The following is an 18,740-nucleotide window of genomic DNA, read 5'->3' as shown; positions in this document are numbered from 1 at the left end:
TCACCCCAACAGGTAGATAACGGGGAACAGCATGATCCAGACCAGATCAACCATGTGCCAGAACTGGGCACCTGCCTCAATATTGCGGGGATCATCCCGCCACGCGACCAGCAGCAAAATGCCAACCCCGGCCAGCACATGCGCGGCGTGAAAACCGGTCAGCAAGTAGTAGAACAGAAAGAACGGGTGCGTTTCGTATCCGATCCCCTGCGCAGCTTTGTCCGCGTACTCCGTGCCTTTTATGATCAGGAACACCACGCCCAGCAGGGCAGCGCCAAACAAAGCAAAACGCGCAGCTCCGCGCCGGGAAGCCTGCCGCCAGTGCAGCGCCTGCGCCGCCAGATAGCCAGACGTGACCAAAACAGCGGTGTTGAACGCCGCGCCGGTGCGATGCAAATGCGACTGCGCCTCGGCAAAGCCCACCGGATCGGTCAGGCGCACGCCCATAAAGGCGATCATCCCGGCGCCGAAGACCAGCAATTCCGAGATGATCAGAACCCACATCAGCAACTCGCCCGGAAGCTCGTCGATCAGAGAGGTATCGCTCATGCGCCGACCAGTTGGCGGTAGATCTGCGGCAAGGCCATCGTCAGACGATGCGGGTCGGGGATAACAGCAAAACCGCCTTGCCCGAACATACGCGGGAACCAGCTTTTGCCAGTCTTGTCGATGGTAACGCCAAAGACCGATTGTCCGGCCCGGCGCGCCTCAAGAACAGCTTGGCGTGTGTCTTCGATTCCGTGGCGGCCCTCATAATGGTCCAGATCGTTCGGTTTGCCATCGGTGATCACCAGCAGCAGGCGGCGCTTACGAGATTGCTTGGCCAGATCGGCAGAACAATGACGGATCGCAGCGCCCAACCGCGTGTAGTGCCCCGGCCGCAGCGACGCGATGCGCTGTTCGACGGTGCTGCCCATCGGCTCGTCAAACCGTTTGCAGCGTTGCACATAAACGCGCTGGCGTTTCAGAGAGCTGAAGGCATGGATGGCAAAATCGTCACCGCAGGCATTCAGGCCCCAGGCCAAGGCGGCCAGCGCCTCACGTTCGACATCAATCACGGCGCGGCCTGTGACGGCGCTTTCGGTAGAACGGCTGACATCCAGCACAATTGACACCGCCAGATCGCGCGCCACTGGGCGGGACTGCATCCAGATGCGTTCGTTGCCCTCACCACTGGCCATCCTGTCGGTTTCGGCGCGTACGGCGGCTTCGATATCCAGCTGATCTCCATCCAGATGGCCGCGCGTCATCACCCGACCGGGGCGCAGGGCCTCGAACTGGCGTTTCACTGCGCGAATTCGGCGGGCGGTGGCGGGGTCTTTGCCAAACTCGGCGGCGTCTTCGCGGATCTCGGCATCCGAGAGTAGAACGTTGACGTGATCGGGCAGGTATTGGCCTGTACGCACATCCCATTCGGGATAGAGGATACGGCCTGACAAACGTTCGCGATTCACGTCTTCGGGGGCAAGGTCCAGATGCAGCTTCAGCTTGGTCGGTGGCGCCTTGGAGATTTGCCCCAAGCCGATTTCTTCCTGATCGTCGGCAGCCTTCTTCGCGTTGTCGGGATCGTCATCGTCGATGCGTCGGTTGATGTTCAGGAACTCGGCCCAGCTGAGAATGGCCTCAAACTTATGCAGAATAAAACTGTCGCTGCGGTTGGCCTGATCCGATTTGCGGCGGCGTGCGCGGTGGGTTTTCTCACTGGATTCTTCAGGTGGACCTTCGGTTTCGGGGTTTTCGACCTCGTTATGTTCCGAAAACCCAACCGCGCGCAGTTCTGGCCACAGGGGGACCGGGCGCATCGGTTGATAGCCACGCGGGGCGAAAAGGTCATCGTCCAGCGTCAGCATCTGTTCAGCCCGGTCCGACAGCGGCGCAGGGTCCCCCAGCATGTGACGGACAAGCTCTTCAACCGTAGCCTCAACCGGTGGCAGGCCCGGGATGTCGCGGTGATGCAGAACACCTTTGCAAAGCTCGGTGTAAAGTGGGCGCAGTCCAGGAGCGTCATCCAGCGTCGTCTCGACCATGCTCTGCGCCGCGATCAGCGCGTGCACGTCGGCGCGCAGCGGATCGTTCTCGTCAATTCGGGTTCCGGCATGGGCAGCGGCGGAGGCGAGCCAGACATAAAGCGCGCCATTCGCCTCGCGCGCGGGAAAAACAGCCAGCCGATCCGGCAGGCGCAATACCTCTCCATCGAACGAGGCGCGCGGCATCAGTTCAGCCTCGGTTGCCAGCTTGCGACGCCAGCTTAACCGGTGGCGTGAAACCTCGGGCGAGACCGGGCGCAATTCAACGCCCGGACTACCCCCAAGTCCCCGGAAGAGGACTGCCAGCCGCCCCGCGACCTCTGAGAGGTCGACCGCGGCTCCAACATGCACCTCAGGTGCATCGAGACGGCTGGCAAGGGTGTGCCACAGTTTCCCGATCGTTTCTTCGGGTTCCCATGGCTCAAATTCGATCCTGACCATCGGCGGGCCTCACCCAAAGACAGCCGTGACAAGATCGAGGAGCCCGCGTTTGATATCCTCGTCATCAGTCAGAGGTTCGATCATTGCGGCAAGGATGGCGCGGTCGGTCGACATGCCCTGTGCGATCAGCGTCGCGGCATAAACGACCAAGCGGGTGGAAACGCCTTCCTCAAGATCCTGACCCTTGAGCCCGCGCAGCTTGTTCGCCAACCGGATCAGCGGCTTGCAGCGCTCAGGCGCCAGCCCGCTTTCCTGAGCAACAACTTCGGCCTCCATCTCGGGCGACGGGAAGTCGAACTCGAGAGAGATGAACCGTTGCCGGGTCGAGGGTTTCAGGGTTTTCAGGATATTCTGGTATCCGGGGTTGTACGAGGCGACCAGCATAAAACCGGGTGCGGCCTCAAGTTCTTCGCCTGTGCGGTCGATCGGCAGTATGCGCCGGTCATCGGTCAGTGGGTGCAACACGACGGTCACGTCTTTGCGGGCTTCGACCACCTCATCAAGGTAGCAGATCGCGCCTTCGCGGACCGCGCGGGTCAAGGGACCATCAACCCAGACGGTTTCGCCACCTTTCAGCAGGTAGCGCCCGATCAGGTCGGCGGCGGCAAGGTCATCGTGGCAGGCCACGGTATATAGCGGACGACCAAGGCGGGCGGCCATATGGGCCACAAAGCGGGTCTTGCCGCAGCCCGTCGGCCCCTTCAGCAGAACCGGTAGGTCGTTGTTGTAAGCGGCGGTGAACACATCGCATTCATCACGCTGGGGCAGGTAGAAGGGGGCGTCAGCCGCCCCCGTTCCCATGTTTCTTGAGCCGTCCATCTTCATGACTCCGCTGCGACGTGGTCAGGATCGTTTTCCAGCCGGTCGCGTTCGATCGGGCCGGGTTCAACCATCTCTTTCCGGGGCACCCAGATCGAGTAGATGAACAAAAGCGCACCGAGGACAACGACAACACCGGAACCAAGACGCATCCAGTAGAAGATCGCGATCTGGTCTTGCACGTCCATGAAGTAGTCACCGACCACACGTTGCATGTGCGTTTGCACGGTACCGCCGAAGGTCAGCACGAAGGTCATAAAGACCATGCCGCTGGTCATCAGCCAGAACGAACCCATGTTCAGTACCTGATTGTACGGGTCACGGTTCTTCAGGATTGGCATCGCATAGCTGAAGATTGCCAGGTTGAGGCAGACATATGCACCGTAGAAGGCCAGGTGGCCGTGGGCTGCAGTGATCTGCGTACCGTGGGTATAGTAGTTCACCCCGTGCAGCGTGTGCAGGAAGCCCCAGACACCGGCACCGAAGAAGGCAAGCGTGGCACAGCCCAGCGACCACAGCAGCGCGGCCTTGTTGGGGTGGTCACGACGACCTTTCCAGACCATGACGAAGGCAAAGGCCATCATCGCGAAGAATGGGATAACTTCGAGGCTCGAGAAGATCGAACCGATCCACTGCCAGTACGCGGGTGTACCGATCCAGTAGTAATGGTGGCCTGTGCCAAGGATGCCCGAGAACAGCGCGGCGGCGACGATGACGTAAAGCCATTTTTCGACGATCTCACGGTCCACACCGGTCAGCTTCAGCATCAGGTAAGCCAGGATCGAGGCCATGATCAGTTCCCACACGCCTTCAACCCACAGGTGGACGACATACCACCAGTATTGTTTGTCCAAGGCCAGGTTGCCCGGGTTGTAGAAGGCAAACAGGAACAGCAGCGCCAGACCCCACAGACCCAACAAAAGGATGTTGGTGATCGCGGTCTTTTTACCCTTCAGAACGGTCATCGACACGTTGTAAAGGAAGATCAGCGCGGCCACGACGATGCCTGCCTTGACCCATTTGGGTTGTTCAAGGAACTCGCGCCCCTCTTTGCCCAGCAGCCAATTGCCTTCGAAAAGGTTGAAGACGTAGGTCACAACCACGCCCAATGTACCGACCACCAGAATGATCAGCTGCAAATAGGCTAACTTGGGTGAATGTATTTCACGCTCAGATTCTTCCGGGATCAGGAAGTAAGCCGCCCCGAAGAAGCCCAGGATCAGCCAGACGATCAGCGAGTTGGTGTGCAGCATCCGCACGATGTTGAACGGCAGAAGCTCACTCAGGAAGTTTGGGAACACATAGATCAAACCGGCCAGCAGGCCGCCGATCACCTGGATCGCAAACAGGGCCATTGCCACCGCAAAGTAGGCGTAGGCGATTTTTTGGGATTCGTATTTCATTTCTCCGTTCCCTTTCTCAGCCGGCCTCGTTGGGCGGCCAGCCCTGAGCGTCGATATTGTCCGTCCAGATCAGGAAGTTGGTCAGATCGCGGAGCTCTTCGTCGCTGAGGTTGAATTGTGGCATCTGCCGACGACCGGGAATGCCGGTCGGCTGCGCCTCCATCCAGCCTTTAAGGGATTCAAAGGCCGATTCCGGGTCGTCGAGGACGCCCCACCGAGTCATTACGTTAGCGACTTCGGGGGCAAAGTAGGCCCCTTCACCCAGAATCGTATGACAGTTGATACAGGCGTGTTTTTCCCAGACGTGTTTGCCGCGAACCACACTTTCATCGAGCTTTGCCGAATTCTCGGAATTCACGATATACCAGTGTGAATGGGCCGACAGGGCCAAGAATATGAGGATAAAGAACAGTGACCCGCCATAGAATATGTTGCGGGCCATGCTCTTGGTCATGACTTCTCGCATTGCGCTCTCCTTTGCGCAGATTAGCTAGTCTGAACACCATGGCGGCTGGGCCATGGTGTCTCCTTAACGAAAGTCAAGACTGGCCGAAGTAATTGAAATTCATCCCGCCCGGGCTGCGCGGGGACCTGTCAGGGCGGGCCACATTGCAATCAGGTACAGCGCAAAGGCGCAGACCCACAGGCCATCGGACAGCAGCATCGCCACCATATAGCCTGCGTTCAGGTCCGCTCCGATCCAGCGCGACAGAGCTGCCACGGCCATCAGCCCATAGGCGACAACCATTGGAACGGGTGCGATCAACGCACGACCGCTGTGACCCAGCGCAGCGCGGCTCATGACCGCCAGGGTCATGCCGCCGACGCAACCGATGCCCAGAACATGCAGGGCGGCGACTTCATTACCCAGGCCCAGCACCGAAAGCCCCCAGAGAATCAGCCCAAGCGCCAGCATTCCAAGCCCCAGATGCAGCGCCAGCAGAATCGGTTGCCGCACAGCCCAGCGTGCGCGCCAGCGTGCCATGCGCAATACCTGCACCGCGCCCAATGCAAGTGCAACCACCCCGGCCACCGGCCCGGCGCCAAACACCAAAACGCTCAGCGGCAGAATCAAGGCCAGAATCATACCCGCCTTATCCAAGACAGCGACCGACACCGGCCAGTCCGCCTCAGGCACGCCTTCGCGCTTCATGGCATTGCGGGTGAAGGCCGGCGTGATCCGCCCGCCCAAGATGGCAATCATTGCACACAAGCTCAGCAGCCCTGCGCGCAACCCGGTTTGCAACGTGTCCGCCGTGACCTCCATCCATTCCAGATGAGTCATCAGGTCCGCGACCCAGATCAGGCTGAGCAACAGCAGGAAAATCATGTTCTGCGGTTTTGGGCGACGGATCAGCTGAGTCAGGATTTTGGCTGCCAAAACAGGCACAAAGGCCAGATCGACCATCGCAACCAACACTGGCGGCAGCATCCCGGAAAACCACATGGCCATCCGACCCGCCAGCCACAGCCCGGCGGCCAGTGCGATAAAGCGTGCGCGCGCCTCGGGCGCGCCGGTCCAGTTGGGCACAGCCGTCAGAAAAAACCCGCCCAGCGCGGCGGTGGCATAGCCAAAGATCATCTCGTGCGCGTGCCACATCGGTGGCGTCATGCCATAATCCGGCGCCATGTAGGGCACCGCCAGCCACAGCCCCCAAACCAGCCCCACAAACAGGCCGTAAAGACCGGCGGACAGAAAGAAAACACGAAACGCCTCACCAAGAACACGGGCGACGATTGCGGGCATGGCTGCTCTCCTTGACGGTTTTCTAAGCCCTAGCAGCGAAGCTGAAACGGCGACTTAACCAAAATCAAAACGTTGGAAAACATGCCCCTAAGATTCAGATTTTTCCGCGATTTTTTCGCGATTTTTCCAGTTGCCACCCCGAATTGCACCCCTTGTGTTGACTTTCGTCAAGGAGTGCTATCGCGCGATGCTCCACCCTTGGGAGTGCCTCACCACGCAAATGGAGAGTGATCATGTCACTTGGAATCAGCTACAACAAAACTGGCCGCGCCTTTGGGGCCGGTTTGGCGATGCTGCTGGGCAGCGTCGCTGCACCAGCCTTCGCCGAAGAGCCAACCCTCAGCGAGGAAGCGTTTGAATCATCCAAACAGCTTTATTTCGAACAATGCGCAGGCTGTCACGGCGTTCTGCGCAAAGGCGCCACAGGCAAGAGTCTTGAACCACATTGGAAGAAAACCGCAGCCGACGGGACCGTGACCGAAGGCGGAACCCTTGCACTCGGGCAGGAACGTCTTGAGAAAATCATCGCCTGGGGTACCGAAGGCGGGATGAACAACTTCTCGGACATCATGACCGAGCAGGAAATCAAGGATATGGCGACCTACATTCAGATGGAGGCCCCCAAGCCGCCTGAGATGTCGCTGGAGCAGATGAAAGAGACCCGCAAGGTCTATGTCGAAGAAGCCGACTACCCGACCGAGCCGCTTCACGGCCGCAATTGGGAAAACTTCTTCGTCGTCATCGAGCGTGACGTAGGTAAGGTGGCTGTTATCGACGGCGACACCAAAGAAGTGCTAACGCACATCCCGACAGGTTACGCCGTGCACGTTCTGAAAGCATCGGAACACCACAGCATTACCGAGCCTGAGCACCCCGGCCGCTTCTGGTACACCATGGGCCGCGACGGCAAGATGACCAAGATCGACCTCTGGCAGAAGCCCGAGAACATGTTGGTTTCGGAAGTCAAGATTGCCTATGACGCACGTGACGTGGCCGTTTCCGGCGACGGCAAATACGTCATCGGTGGTGGTTACTGGCCGCCGCACTTTGCAATCGTAGATGCCCAGACAATGGAACCGGTCAAGGTTGTATCGACCCGCGGTGTGAACGTGGACGGCGACTATGTGGAAGAGGCACGTGTGGCCGCAATCTACACAACGCCGAACGAGCCGACCTGGATCGTCGCGATCAAGGAATTGGGTCAGCTGTGGCAGGTTGATTATACCGACCTGGATAACCTGCGGATCGACAAGATCGACTCGGCCAAGTTCCTGCACGACGGGTTCTTTGACCCGACTGGCCGGTACTTCCAAATCGCCGCAAACGCGTCGAACAAGATGGTTGTTGTCGATACCCAAACCCACAAGCTGGAAGCGATGATCGACACCGCCGCGTTGCCGCACCCCGGTCCGGGCGCCAACTGGGTCGACCCGAATTGCGGTCCGGTCGCTGGCACAACCCACCTTGGTGTCGGTACCGTGACTGTTTGGGGCAACGATCCCGAGAATCGTCCGGATGATGCCTGGAAGGTCTGCTACGAAGTGGAAACCGATGGCCCCGGCCTGTTTGTTCGGACCCACCCGAATTCGGACTACATCTGGGCGGATCAGACCAAGCACCCCGAGCCTGAAATTCAGCAATCGGTGCAGGTCATCTCGAAAGAGACCGGCGAGATCGTGAAAACCATCCAGATCACCGAAGATGAAGGCAGCGCTGCCGTACACTTCGAGTTCAACGCGGATGGCACCGAGGTCTGGGTTTCCAAATGGAACCTGTCGGACTCGAAAGAGCCCAACGGTCAGATCGTGATCTTCGACGCCAAGACGCTGGAAGAAATCGGTCGCATCGAAGGGTTGTATGCCCCGACCGGCAAGTTCAACGTCTACAACCGCTCGAACCACGTCACCTGACGGGTTTGATACCACAACCGGAAAGGGCGGGCCCCTCGCCCGCCCTTTCCTCGTTTGACAGTTCAGCCAAACACGCCCGCCCGACTTACCGGGCCAGTCAATACAGCCATAACGGAGCCCGGATATGACCTCCGAACCGGATAAAAAACCACCGATCTGGCGCCGGTATTTCCTGTGGGGAATGCCCGTGGCCGGAATCGCTGCCGCCTTTGTCGGTGGCATCATCTTCTGGGGCGGGTTCAACACCGCCATGGAAGCCACCAACACCAAAGATTTCTGTATCTCGTGCCACGAGATGCGCGATTTCGTCTACGAGGAATACACAGGTACGATCCACGACGTGAACCGTTCTGGCGTGGGCGCGGTCTGTTCCGACTGCCACGTGCCCAAGGACTGGACCCACAAGATCATCCGCAAGATCAAGGCGTCCAAAGAGCTGTATGGCAAGATGGTCGGCACCATCAACACCCGCGAGAAATTCGAGGCCAAACGTGTACACCTGGCCATGAACGAATGGGAACGGATGAAGGCCACCGACTCGCGCGAATGCCGCAACTGTCACGATTTCGAATCGATGATGCCGGAATTCCAGAAGCCCCGCGCGCGTCAGCAGCACCTGAATGCGATGGAGATCGGCCAGACTTGTATCGACTGCCACAAGGGTATTGCGCACTCGGATGCCCGCGACCGGGCCGACGAAGAGTATCTGGAAAAGCTTGAAACCCCGAATCCGGACTTCATCCGCCCGATTCCGCCCGAATATTTGGTCAGTCTGGAGCGGATCGAGGCAAAGGAAGCCGCCGAAGCCGAGGCTGAAAAAGCCGCCAAGGCAGCGCAGCAAGAGGCCGTTCAGGCTCAGATCGCAGCCGCAGTTGACGCGGCCGTCGCTGAAGAGCGTGCCGCAGCAAACGGCGAAGAGGCCGCAGCGCCCTCAGACGGCGGCGGCGGCGATGTCCCAGGCAACGTCGACTGGAACGCCGTGGCCAGCGCGGATCTGAAACTGTTCTACCCCGGTCAGGCTTCATTTGAATGGGTGCAGAATGGCAAGTTCCATGGTGGCGCCCGTCCGTTGACAAAAGGCGGTGATCAGTGCTCGACCTGTCACGCCAAGGAACTGGACACGATCGGCAACAAGATTGTGGCCGGTGGTGATCTGGAGCCAACGCCGATCCCCGGCAAACGTGGTGTGATCGACGCAACCGTTCAGGCCGCACATGACGACGAGAACCTGTATATCCGCTTGCAATGGCCGGATGCAGGCCACAACCCGGCACCGTTCGTGGATGGTGGCAAGATGGACCCCGACAACCAGATCAAGGTTGCCATGATGATCACCGGTACCGGTATCGAGATGGGCGATCAAGTTGGTTGCTGGGCCTCGTGCCACGCCGACAACTCGTATATGCCCTTTGATCCGGGTGCGGAGGCGATTGCCGCCAATGGTGATGTCTCAGGTCGTCTGACCGCTCAGGACACGGTGACCAAATACATCAGCGAAAGCCGCACCGAGGTTGATACCAAAGGTCGTCGCGGTAAGCCGATGGGTGGTTGGGATAAACTGCATACCGCCGAGCAGATCGAGCAGTATCTGGCCGACGGCACCTATCTTGACCTGATGCGTGTCTATGCGGACGGCAGTGCCACCAACGGCTATCTTCTGGAACAGCGCGTGGTCAATGACGGCGAGATCGCCGCATCGGCCGAACTTTCCGGAGGAATGTGGACTGTGGTCTTTACCCGTCCGCTGAACTCCGGTGCGCCCGGCGACGTGCCGCTGGAGGCCGGCAATACCTACACGGTCGGCTTTGCCATCCACGATGACTTTGCCGCCGCGCGGTTCCACCATGTGACGCTGGACACCAGCCTTGCATTGGACGACGACAGCGCCTTCATCAACGTGGTAAAACAATAATTGAGGGGGCCGGATGAACCGGCCCCTTCCCCTTTGGAAAGGAGACATGGATAATGAAACCCCACCGCCTTCTTCCCGCGCTGCTGCTTCTGGCCGCGCCCGCCTGGGCCGATGAAACCGCTGAGATCTGTGCCGAGGCCGAAGATCGCTATGTCGAGATGTTTGACCAACCATCGTCCGCAGTCGAGGACGCCGAGGTGGTGCTGATGTACAAATACAACTTCTGCCCTCGCGAATTGACCGTAAAGCCGGGCACCACCGTGCGTTGGATAAATGTGGACAAACGCACCAGCCATTCGGTCTTGCTGAAAGACGGCAGCGAACCCGAAAGCGATCGGTTGTTCCCCGAGGAATCGGTGGACATGACATTCCTCACGCCGGGCCCGCAGGAATACCTGTGCGGTCCGCATTGGGAAACGCAGGACATGATCGGCATGATCACAGTCGAACCCTGAGCCGAGGCAAAAATACAGGCAAAATCAAAGGAGCGCGGGCGCTAATCCCGCGCTCCTTAACTTATGTCAAGGAGGTTGGTTTAGGATTACGCCAACTTGGCCTCATGACACGCCCGGTTCACCCAGCAACGTCCCCTATTCGCGCGTGGAAGCTGCCGGAAGGTCCGGGTTCCGAAGACATTCAGAACAAGCGAGTTAGCACATGAGCGGTAAGGTTTTTCTGATTGGCGCCGGCCCAGGCGACCCCGAGCTGATGACCCTGCGCGCCCTGCGTATGCTGCAAGAGGCCGACGTGGTCGTCTATGACCGACTGGTTTCGGACGGAATCCTCGCCCTGCACGCCGACGGTGCGCGGCTGATCCCGGTGGGCAAGGCCCCCAAATGCCACACCGTACCGCAGGATCGCATCAATGAAATCCTGAAAGAAGAGGCACTGGCCGGTCACACCGTCGCAAGGCTGAAGGGCGGTGATCCGATGATCTTTGGCCGCGGCTCGGAAGAAGCCGCCTATCTGATGGCTTATGGAATCGCTGTCGAATACGCGCCGGGTATCACGGCGGCACAGGGGGCCTCCAGTTCGACCGGCGTGCCGCTGACCCATCGCGGGCTGGCGACCTCGGTTCAATATGTTACCGGCCACCGGCAAGCCGACAAGGTGCTGGATCTGGACTGGAAACGGCTGGCTGATCCTGACTCGACCTTGGTGGTCTATATGGGCGTCGCCAACATCGGCCAGATCGCCATGGGGCTAATGACCGAGAGCCTGCCCGGCTCGACCCCCGTTCTGGCCGTGGGCAAAGCCACCACACCGGATGAGAGCCGCATGGTATCCCGCCTTGATCAATTGGCGGCGGATGTCCGCAAAGCCGACCTGAAAGCGCCGACCTTGTTCATCATCGGCAAGGTGGTTTCACTCTACGCAGAACGGCCCTTGGCAGACCTGCTGGAACAGGCTCATGGCTAAGCTTGGTCATAAAAGCCTGGGGCAGTGCCAGGTCCCGGCGGGGGGCCAGGCGCCTAGCCGGGGGATGGACCGGGTGTTACCCCGCAGGGCGGGCCAACGTTCGGGCTGGACGGCGCACGCCGTGCTGACGACCGCCGTAGTTCTGGCCACGTCAGCCTTTGCCGCAGAAGCCATTGACCCCAACGCACTGAAACGACTTGTCCATCAGGATTGCGGCTCGTGCCACGGGTTGTCGCTGAAAGGCGGCCTTGGCCCCGATCTGCGGTCCGAGACATTGCAGCATTACGATGCCGACGTCCTGACCGGTGTCATCCTTGACGGCATTTCCGATACCGCAATGCCCCCATGGCGGCCCCTGATCAGCGAAGAAGAGGCCGAATGGATCGCCCGTTACCTGCTGGAACAGGAGGAACAATGAAACATCTCATCCTCGGCCTTGCAGCCACATTGATGATCACAACGGCACATGCCGATCCTACCGCAACCGGAGACCTGGGTCTGGTGATCGAACGGGCCAAGGGGTCAGTCCTGTTGGTCGACCAGTCCGACCGCGCCGCGCTCGCGCGGATCGAGGGGCTGGGCGACCTTTCCCATGCCTCGCTGGTCTATTCGCCGGATGAACGCTTTGCGTATGTCTTCGGGCGTGACGGCGGGCTGACCAAGGTGGACATTGTCACCCGTCAGATCGTGAACCGCGTCGTGCAGGCGGGCAACGCCATCGGCGGCGCAATCTCAGACGATGGCAAACTGGTGGCCGTGTCCAACTATGAACCCGGTGGTGTACGAGTCTTTGATGCGGACACGCTGGAGATGGTCGCCGACATTCCCACCGACAGCAAAACCATCGGTTTAGTCGATGCGCCGGGCCGTCGCTTCGTGTTTACCATGTGGGACACGGGCGAGACCTGGATTGCCGATTTTGCCAAAGGCGACCCCGCGATCACCAAGATCACCGACATGGGCAAGAACCCTTACGACGCGCTGATCACCGCCAATGGCCGCACCTATATCACCGGCCTGTTCGGCGAGGACGGCCTGACCGCGCTGGATCTCTGGGCCGAGAACCCCGAACCCATCCGCGTGCTGCCCGACTATGGGCGCGGACAGGAGGAAATGCCGGTCTACAAGATGCCCCATCTGGAAGGCTGGGCGCTGACCGGGCGCGAGTTCGTCCTGCCCGCCGTTGGCCATCACGAGGTTCTGTGGATCGACTCTGACACCCTTACCGAAACCGGGCGCACCAAGACGCACGGCCAGCCGGTCTTTGCCATGGCTCGCCCCGACGGGCGGCAGGTCTGGGTCAATTTCGCCCATCCACTGAACGACACGATTCAGGTCATCGACAGTGTCAGCAAAGAGATCATCCACGAATTCAAACCCGGCCCCGCCGTGTTGCACATGGAGTTCACGCCTCGCGGGCATGAGGTCTGGCTCAGCGTGCGCGATGCCAACAAGGTTATGGTCTACGACACGCAGACCTTCGAAAAACTGCGCGAGATCGATGCGGACAGCCCCTCGGGCATCTTCTTTACAGCGCGTGCGCACAAAACGGGGCTGTGACGGATGGATCATATCACCGACCCGATCGACCGCCGCCTGCTGGATGAGTTCCAGCGTGATTTCCCGATCACCGACCACCCGTTTCAGGTTCTGGGCAATACGCTGGGTCTGGACGAGGCCGAAGTCATCGACCGCCTGACCCGAATGCGCGCAACCGGCCGGATCACGCGCGTTGGCGCGACGATTGCACCCGGTGCGGTTTCGGCCAGCACTCTGGCTGCCGTCGCCGCGCCCGATGAGCGTCTGGAAGAGGTCGCCGCAATGATCGACGCGGAACCCGGCGTTAACCACAATTACCAGCGCGAGGATGACTGGAACCTATGGTTTGTCGCCACCGGCCCGGACCGTACGCATGTGAATGACACGCTGGCGCGGATCAGCCATCGCACCGGGCTGCGGGTGCTGGATTTGCGGCTGGTGCGCCCGTTCAACGTCGATCTGGGGTTCCGCATGTCGGGCAATACCCGCAACGTGCCCGGCCCCCGCAAGGTGGATTGCTCGGCCATGCGGGACGGAGACCGCCCCTTGCTGCAGGCGCTGAGTTCGGGCCTGCAACTGGTCATTGATCCGTTTGCTGATCTGGCACGGTCTCTGGGTCGGTCCGCCCCCGAGGTGATGGCGCGAATCGAGGCACTGCACGATGCGGGCATTATCTCGCGCCTGGGTGTCATCGTTCGCCACAGGGCGCTTGGCTGGTCGGCCAACGCGATGGTGGTCTGGGATATGCCCGCCGATCAGGTCGGCACTGCTGGCCCAGCACTTGCCGCACATCCCGGAGTGACCCTGTGTTATGAGCGGAACCCGGTCGAGGACATCTGGCCCTATCGCCTCTATTCCATGATCCACGCCCGGTCGCGCAGCGAAGCGCTGGAAACCCTTTCAAGTGCCGTCGCCTTGCCGGAACTGGCCAGTGCGCGCCACAAGGTGCTGTTCTCGACCCGCTGCTTCAAACAGACCGGCGCGCTGATCCACCAAAAGGAGGCTGCGGCATGACACTGGACGCAACCGATCGCGCAATCCTGAACCGGATGCAGGACGATCTGCCACTGAGCACGCATCCCTATGCCGCAATCGCCACCGAGCTGAGCATTTCGGAGAGCGACTTGCTGGACCGTCTCAAACGCATGAAAGAAGAGCGCATCATCACTCGCTTTGGTCCGTTTTTTGACGCCGCTGCCATGGGCGGCGCCTTCTGCCTGTGCGCAATGGCCGTTCCACCCGAGAATTTCGAAACCGTCCTGACCAAAGTCAATGCGCATCCAGAGGTTGCCCATAATTATGAACGCACGCATCGGCTGAACATGTGGTTCGTCCTGGCAACCGAAACCCCCGAGGGGATCGAGGCCACCGCCGATGCCATCGAACGGGAAACGGGGATCGAGGTACTTTGTTTTCCCAAATTGCAGGAATTTTTCATTGGCTTCCGGGTGGCGGCATGATCGACGCGAAAGACAGAGAGATTATCGAGGCGCTGCAAGGCGGCCTGCCGCTCGTGCCTGCACCCTACGCGCAGGTGGCTTCGGACATGGGCATGGACGAAGACGAGTTGCTGCTTCGTCTGGCCGACCTGAAATCGAGCGGTGTGATCCGCCGCATCGCTGCTGCACCCAATCACTACAAACTGGGCATGACCTCGAACGGCATGACCGTGTGGGATGTCGAAGACGACCACGTGACCGAACTGGGCACCCGGATCGGCGCTTTGCCGTTTGTCACCCACTGCTACGAACGCCCTCGCGCCCTGCCCGACTGGCCTTATAACCTGTTCGCCATGGTCCACGGAACGGACCGCGACGAGGTCGAAGAAAAGCGGGCGGAAATCACCGCAATACTGGGCGAGGCCTGTCGGGCCAAAGATATCCTCTATTCCACGCGCATTCTCAAAAAGACCGGGCTGCGCCTGAAAACGAAAGGCTGAGACATGTTCCGCCTGACCGAATACATGCATCAACTCGTCACCCCGACCCCGGTGCGGAAACGCCGCCCCGGACCGGTAAAACCGGTGGTAATCTGGAACCTGACGCGTCGCTGCAACCTGAAATGCCGCCATTGCTACACCGTTTCGGCGGATGTTGCGTTCCCGGGCGAGCTCAACCACGAGCAAGCCATGGTAACCCTTGAGGATCTGGGCCAGTTTCGCGTCCCGGCCTTGATCCTCTCGGGTGGGGAACCGCTGGACCGGTTCGATTTCTTCGATATCGCCAAACGCGCCCGTGACCTGGTGCCGATGCTGGCATTGTCGACCAACGGTACACGGATACACGACGAAACCGCCGACATGATCGCCGATGTCGGGTTCAACTATGTCGGCATCTCGTTGGACGGGATCGGGGCCACGAATGACTGGTTCCGCGGGGTTGAAGGCGCCTTTGCCGACGCCCTGCGCGGTGTGCGCGAATGCAAGAAACGCGGCATAAAGGTTGGCCTGCGGTTCTGTCTGACCGAAGGCACCCAACATCACCTGCCCGACCTGCTGCAACTGTGCGATGATGAGGGCGTTGATAAGTTCTATCTGTCTCACCTTGTTTACGCCGGGCGCGGCGACAAGAACCGGGGCGAGGATGCCGAGCATATGCGCACGCGCAACGGGCTTGATCTGTTGCTGGAACGCGCGTGGGAGGCCGCCTCGGGCGGGCGCCCACTGGACATCGTGACAGGCAACAACGACGCCGATGCTGGGTATTTCCTGAACTGGGTCCGCGCACGCTTCGATGCCGACAAGGCCGCCCATGTACGCGAGCACCTGGCCGCATGGGGGGGTAATTCCAGCGGTCTGGGCGTGGCCAATATTGACAATCTGGGCCGGGTTCATCCCGACACCTACTGGTCCGACTACACGGTCGGCAATGTAAAGACCAAACCGTTTTCCGAGCTATGGACCAGCGATGATCCGATGCTTGCCATGCTGCGCACCCGCCCGCGCCCGCTGAAGGGGCGCTGCGGGGCTTGTCAGCTCAAGGACGTCTGCGGCGGCAATACCCGGATTCGGGCGTTGCAGCTGACCGGCGACCCCTGGGCCGAAGATCCGGCCTGTTATCTGACAAATCAAGAAATCGGCGTCGAAGATGCGGGCGAGCGCCTGCAGGTGACGCCGTTCCGAGGAAAAAGCCATGACCCGGCGCATCAATTCTTTTGACACTCTGAAAATCGGCACCTTCTGTTCGCTGCTGCTGGCGGGCACTGCATGGGCCGACGCCCCAGCCGACTATGCCGAACACTGCGCATCCTGCCACGGTGAAAACCGTCTGGGCGGAGTTGGTCCTGCGCTGATCCCCGAGACGCTGAAACGGATGCGCGGCCCGCGCGTGGCCGCTGTGATCGCCGAAGGGCGCACGGCCACTCAGATGCCCGCCTTTTCCCACGAACTCGACGCTTTGCAGATCGAGGAACTGGCCGGTTGGCTGAAATCCCCGCTGGAAACCGACCCTGAATGGGGTGAGGCCGATATCATGGCCAGCCGCACGCTGGACGAGGACTATGTCCCGGTCGACGCCCCTGTATGGGACAGCGACCCGATGAATATCACGCTGGCGGTTGAGACCGGCGATCACCATGTCAGCGTTCTGGACGGCGACACGTTCGAGGTTCTGGACCGGTTCGAGACGCCCTTTGCCGTTCACGGCGGCCCAAAATTCAGCCCCGATGGCCGCTATGTATTCATCATGTCCCGTGATGGCTGGGTGCAGAAATACGACATCTGGGCGCTGAAACAGGTGGGCCGCGTGCGCGCAGGCTTGAACAGCCGCAACATTGCCATGTCTGGCGACGGCAAATGGGTTGCCGTGGCGAATTACCTGCCCAACAGCCTGACCCTGCTGTCGACCGAGGACCTGTCGGTTGCCAAGGTCGTTGAGGTCAAGAGCAAGAAGGGAGTCCCCAGCCGTGTCTCGGCCGTGTATCAGGCCCCACCGCGCGAAAGCTTTGTGCTGGCACTGAAAGACGTGCCCGAGATCTGGGAGGTCTTCTACGGCGCCAACCCACCGCAATCCGGCCTGGGTCACGACTTTCGCATCGAGGGTCAGTTCAAGAACCCCGACCCATTCCCGGTGCGCAAGATCACCACGCCCGACTATCTGGACGATTTCTTTTTCGACCAGAGCTATGAATATGTCATGGGCGCATCGCGCGATGGCGAGGGCGGTCAGGTGATCGATCTGGTCATCGGCCAGAAAGTCGCCGATCTGGACCTGCCGGGGATGCCGCATCTGGGCTCGGGCATCACATGGCAGCACGGCGACACCACCGTGATGGCCACGCCGCACCTGACCGATGGTACCGTGTCGGTGATCGACATGGAAACCTGGGAAACTGTCAAACGGATCAAGACGGAAGGACCGGGGTTCTTCATGCGCAGCCATGAAAACTCGCCCTACGTCTGGGCCGATGTGTTCTTTGGGCCGAACAAGGACGCGATGCATGTGATCGACAAGCAAAGCCTTGAGATCGTTAAGACTCTGCGCCCGGCTCCGGGTAAGACAGTTGCGCATGTTGAGTTCACCAAAGACGGCAGCCACGCGCTGGTTTCGATCTGGGAAGATGACGGCGCGGTAATCGTCTATGATGCGCAAACGCTGGAAGAAGTCCGCCGCCTGCCGATGCGCAAACCTTCGGGAAAATACAATGTCTGGAACAAAATCACCTTCTCGGAAGGAACCAGCCACTGAAGGCAAATGGCCGGTCTGGAAACTGGCCATTCTGCTTTATCCGGCCACGGCGCTGACCGTGGCTATCAATCTGTTTCTGGCCGGCCTGATTGCCAACAGCGCCGGTTACGGCATTATCGAGCCGGTCACAGCGATCCTGTGGTCGATCCCATTGGGCGTGCCTGCATCCTGGCTTGCCGGGCGCTGGGTACGGGGCCTGATGGACGAAGCTGACAGTTGACGTCGGCTTCTAGAATTCTGAGATTTCACGGAAATCCGCCAAGATTAATTTTTGGGCAGTCTGAGAACAAATGACTTAAGTCAAGGATCGAATCCGGCGGCAGGTCTACCCCTCAGGAAAGATTGCCGAGTTGGATTCTCCATGCCCGCCTTTAACCCTCTGCACATGTCAGCTGATTGCGCGTCCCGCGCAGCTTGTGCTGTAGCGGGCATTTTCCTTCTGCTGTTGCAGCTGCTTGGCCCGGCGCTGGCGAGTCCCGGGGAAAGCATGTGGGTGGAGATCTGCTCGGAGGCAGGGGCGGTCTGGGTTCAGGTGGACCTTGAAGAGGACACCACGGATCCAACCGCGCCCTGTCCGAATTGCGCCGACTGCGCCCTGTGCGCCGTCACCTCAGCGGCCCCGGTGCCGGAAATGCCTGTATTCTACCGGGAAGGTCTAATTCACGCCGCACATTGCGAAAACCGCGATCTGCTCAGCGTCACCAGTGTAAAACGACTGTGGCCCGAAACCCGCGGCCCCCCCCGCGTGACCCAAGAAACAACTGAACGCGCCCTGCGCGCGTCCATGGCGTCCACCCAAATTATCGGAGGTGCGCCGTGGTCGTAAGTCGCGCAATCC

General features: G+C 60.1%; 19 protein-coding genes. 13 read left to right on the top strand and 6 right to left on the bottom strand.

What is annotated here, in order from left to right; all coding sequences use genetic code 11:
* The 6 genes from ACR0IK_RS15255 to ACR0IK_RS15230 form a co-directional block, all read right to left on the bottom strand.
* The gene (locus ACR0IK_RS15255) at nt 1–549 is read right to left on the bottom strand and encodes a cytochrome c oxidase subunit 3 (protein WP_480642092.1); all 549 of its coding nucleotides are present in this window, start codon (nt 547–549) and stop codon (nt 1–3) included.
* Nucleotides 546–2,468, bottom strand: coding sequence for a nitric oxide reductase activation protein NorD (locus ACR0IK_RS15250; protein ID WP_480642091.1), 1,923 nt, complete (start codon nt 2,466–2,468; stop codon nt 546–548). The genes ACR0IK_RS15255 and ACR0IK_RS15250 overlap by 4 nt, the downstream gene beginning before the upstream one ends.
* A gap of 9 nt (nt 2,469–2,477) precedes the next feature.
* Nucleotides 2,478–3,287, bottom strand: a complete 810-nt coding sequence (locus ACR0IK_RS15245; RefSeq protein WP_480642090.1) for an AAA family ATPase — start codon at nt 3,285–3,287, stop codon at nt 2,478–2,480.
* 2 nt (nt 3,288–3,289) lie between these two features.
* Complete coding sequence (locus ACR0IK_RS15240) at nt 3,290–4,690, bottom strand: cbb3-type cytochrome c oxidase subunit I (RefSeq protein ID WP_170575123.1); 1,401 nt, start codon at nt 4,688–4,690, stop codon at nt 3,290–3,292.
* A gap of 16 nt (nt 4,691–4,706) precedes the next feature.
* Entirely contained in the window at nt 4,707–5,156 is a 450-nt protein-coding gene (locus ACR0IK_RS15235) for a c-type cytochrome (RefSeq protein ID WP_170448418.1), read from the bottom strand.
* Nucleotides 5,157–5,255: 99 nt separating this feature from the next.
* Nucleotides 5,256–6,437 carry an NnrS family protein gene (locus tag ACR0IK_RS15230; protein WP_480642089.1) on the bottom strand — a complete coding sequence of 394 codons (1,182 nt, stop codon included), beginning with the start codon at nt 6,435–6,437 and terminating at the stop codon, nt 5,256–5,258.
* Nucleotides 6,438–6,670: 233 nt separating this feature from the next.
* On the opposite strand from ACR0IK_RS15230, the gene ACR0IK_RS15225 reads away from it, so the two are divergent.
* The 13 genes from ACR0IK_RS15225 (at nt 6,671) to ACR0IK_RS15165 (ending at nt 18,728) form a co-directional block, all read left to right on the top strand.
* A complete protein-coding gene (locus ACR0IK_RS15225; protein ID WP_480594328.1) occupies nt 6,671–8,347 on the top strand; it encodes a cytochrome D1 domain-containing protein in 1,677 nt (558 codons plus the stop codon).
* Between the two features lie 124 nt (nt 8,348–8,471).
* Nucleotides 8,472–10,259 (top strand): NapC/NirT family cytochrome c, encoded by a 1,788-nt coding sequence (locus ACR0IK_RS15220; RefSeq protein ID WP_480642088.1) that lies wholly within the window; start codon nt 8,472–8,474, stop codon nt 10,257–10,259.
* Between the two features lie 53 nt (nt 10,260–10,312).
* Entirely contained in the window at nt 10,313–10,714 is a 402-nt protein-coding gene (locus ACR0IK_RS15215; protein WP_480642087.1) for a cupredoxin domain-containing protein, read from the top strand.
* A gap of 202 nt (nt 10,715–10,916) precedes the next feature.
* Nucleotides 10,917–11,678 (top strand): uroporphyrinogen-III C-methyltransferase, encoded by a 762-nt coding sequence (cobA, locus tag ACR0IK_RS15210; RefSeq protein ID WP_480594331.1) that lies wholly within the window; start codon nt 10,917–10,919, stop codon nt 11,676–11,678.
* A gap of 64 nt (nt 11,679–11,742) precedes the next feature.
* Complete coding sequence (locus ACR0IK_RS15205; protein ID WP_480642086.1) at nt 11,743–12,096, top strand: c-type cytochrome; 354 nt, start codon at nt 11,743–11,745, stop codon at nt 12,094–12,096.
* The gene (locus ACR0IK_RS15200) at nt 12,093–13,238 is read left to right on the top strand and encodes a cytochrome D1 domain-containing protein (RefSeq protein WP_480594333.1); all 1,146 of its coding nucleotides are present in this window, start codon (nt 12,093–12,095) and stop codon (nt 13,236–13,238) included. The genes ACR0IK_RS15205 and ACR0IK_RS15200 overlap by 4 nt, the downstream gene beginning before the upstream one ends.
* 3 nt (nt 13,239–13,241) lie before the next feature.
* Entirely contained in the window at nt 13,242–14,231 is a 990-nt protein-coding gene (gene ahbB / locus ACR0IK_RS15195) for a siroheme decarboxylase subunit beta (protein ID WP_480594334.1), read from the top strand.
* Nucleotides 14,228–14,677: an Lrp/AsnC family transcriptional regulator gene (locus tag ACR0IK_RS15190; RefSeq protein ID WP_480642085.1), complete on the top strand. Its 450-nt coding sequence runs from the start codon at nt 14,228–14,230 to the stop codon at nt 14,675–14,677. The genes ahbB (ACR0IK_RS15195) and ACR0IK_RS15190 overlap by 4 nt, the downstream gene beginning before the upstream one ends.
* The gene (gene ahbB / locus ACR0IK_RS15185; RefSeq protein WP_480594336.1) at nt 14,674–15,156 is read left to right on the top strand and encodes a siroheme decarboxylase subunit beta; all 483 of its coding nucleotides are present in this window, start codon (nt 14,674–14,676) and stop codon (nt 15,154–15,156) included. Before ACR0IK_RS15190 ends, ahbB (ACR0IK_RS15185) begins: the two co-directional genes overlap by 4 nt.
* 3 nt (nt 15,157–15,159) lie before the next feature.
* Nucleotides 15,160–16,374: a heme d1 biosynthesis radical SAM protein NirJ gene (gene nirJ / locus ACR0IK_RS15180; protein ID WP_480594337.1), complete on the top strand. Its 1,215-nt coding sequence runs from the start codon at nt 15,160–15,162 to the stop codon at nt 16,372–16,374.
* The gene (locus ACR0IK_RS15175) at nt 16,349–17,902 is read left to right on the top strand and encodes a cytochrome D1 domain-containing protein (protein ID WP_480642084.1); all 1,554 of its coding nucleotides are present in this window, start codon (nt 16,349–16,351) and stop codon (nt 17,900–17,902) included. Before nirJ ends, ACR0IK_RS15175 begins: the two co-directional genes overlap by 26 nt.
* Nucleotides 17,859–18,122, top strand: a complete 264-nt coding sequence (locus ACR0IK_RS15170; protein ID WP_480642083.1) for a hypothetical protein — start codon at nt 17,859–17,861, stop codon at nt 18,120–18,122. The genes ACR0IK_RS15175 and ACR0IK_RS15170 overlap by 44 nt, the downstream gene beginning before the upstream one ends.
* Nucleotides 18,123–18,263: 141 nt before the next feature.
* Nucleotides 18,264–18,728: a DUF2946 family protein gene (locus ACR0IK_RS15165; RefSeq protein WP_480642082.1), complete on the top strand. Its 465-nt coding sequence runs from the start codon at nt 18,264–18,266 to the stop codon at nt 18,726–18,728.
* The last annotated feature ends 12 nt before the right edge of the window (nt 18,729–18,740 follow it).

This window comes from Ruegeria sp. BF7 (genome assembly GCF_056538605.1).
The sequence above is the reverse complement of the archived record's forward strand: the minus strand, read 5'-3'. Positions and strand labels throughout refer to the sequence as shown.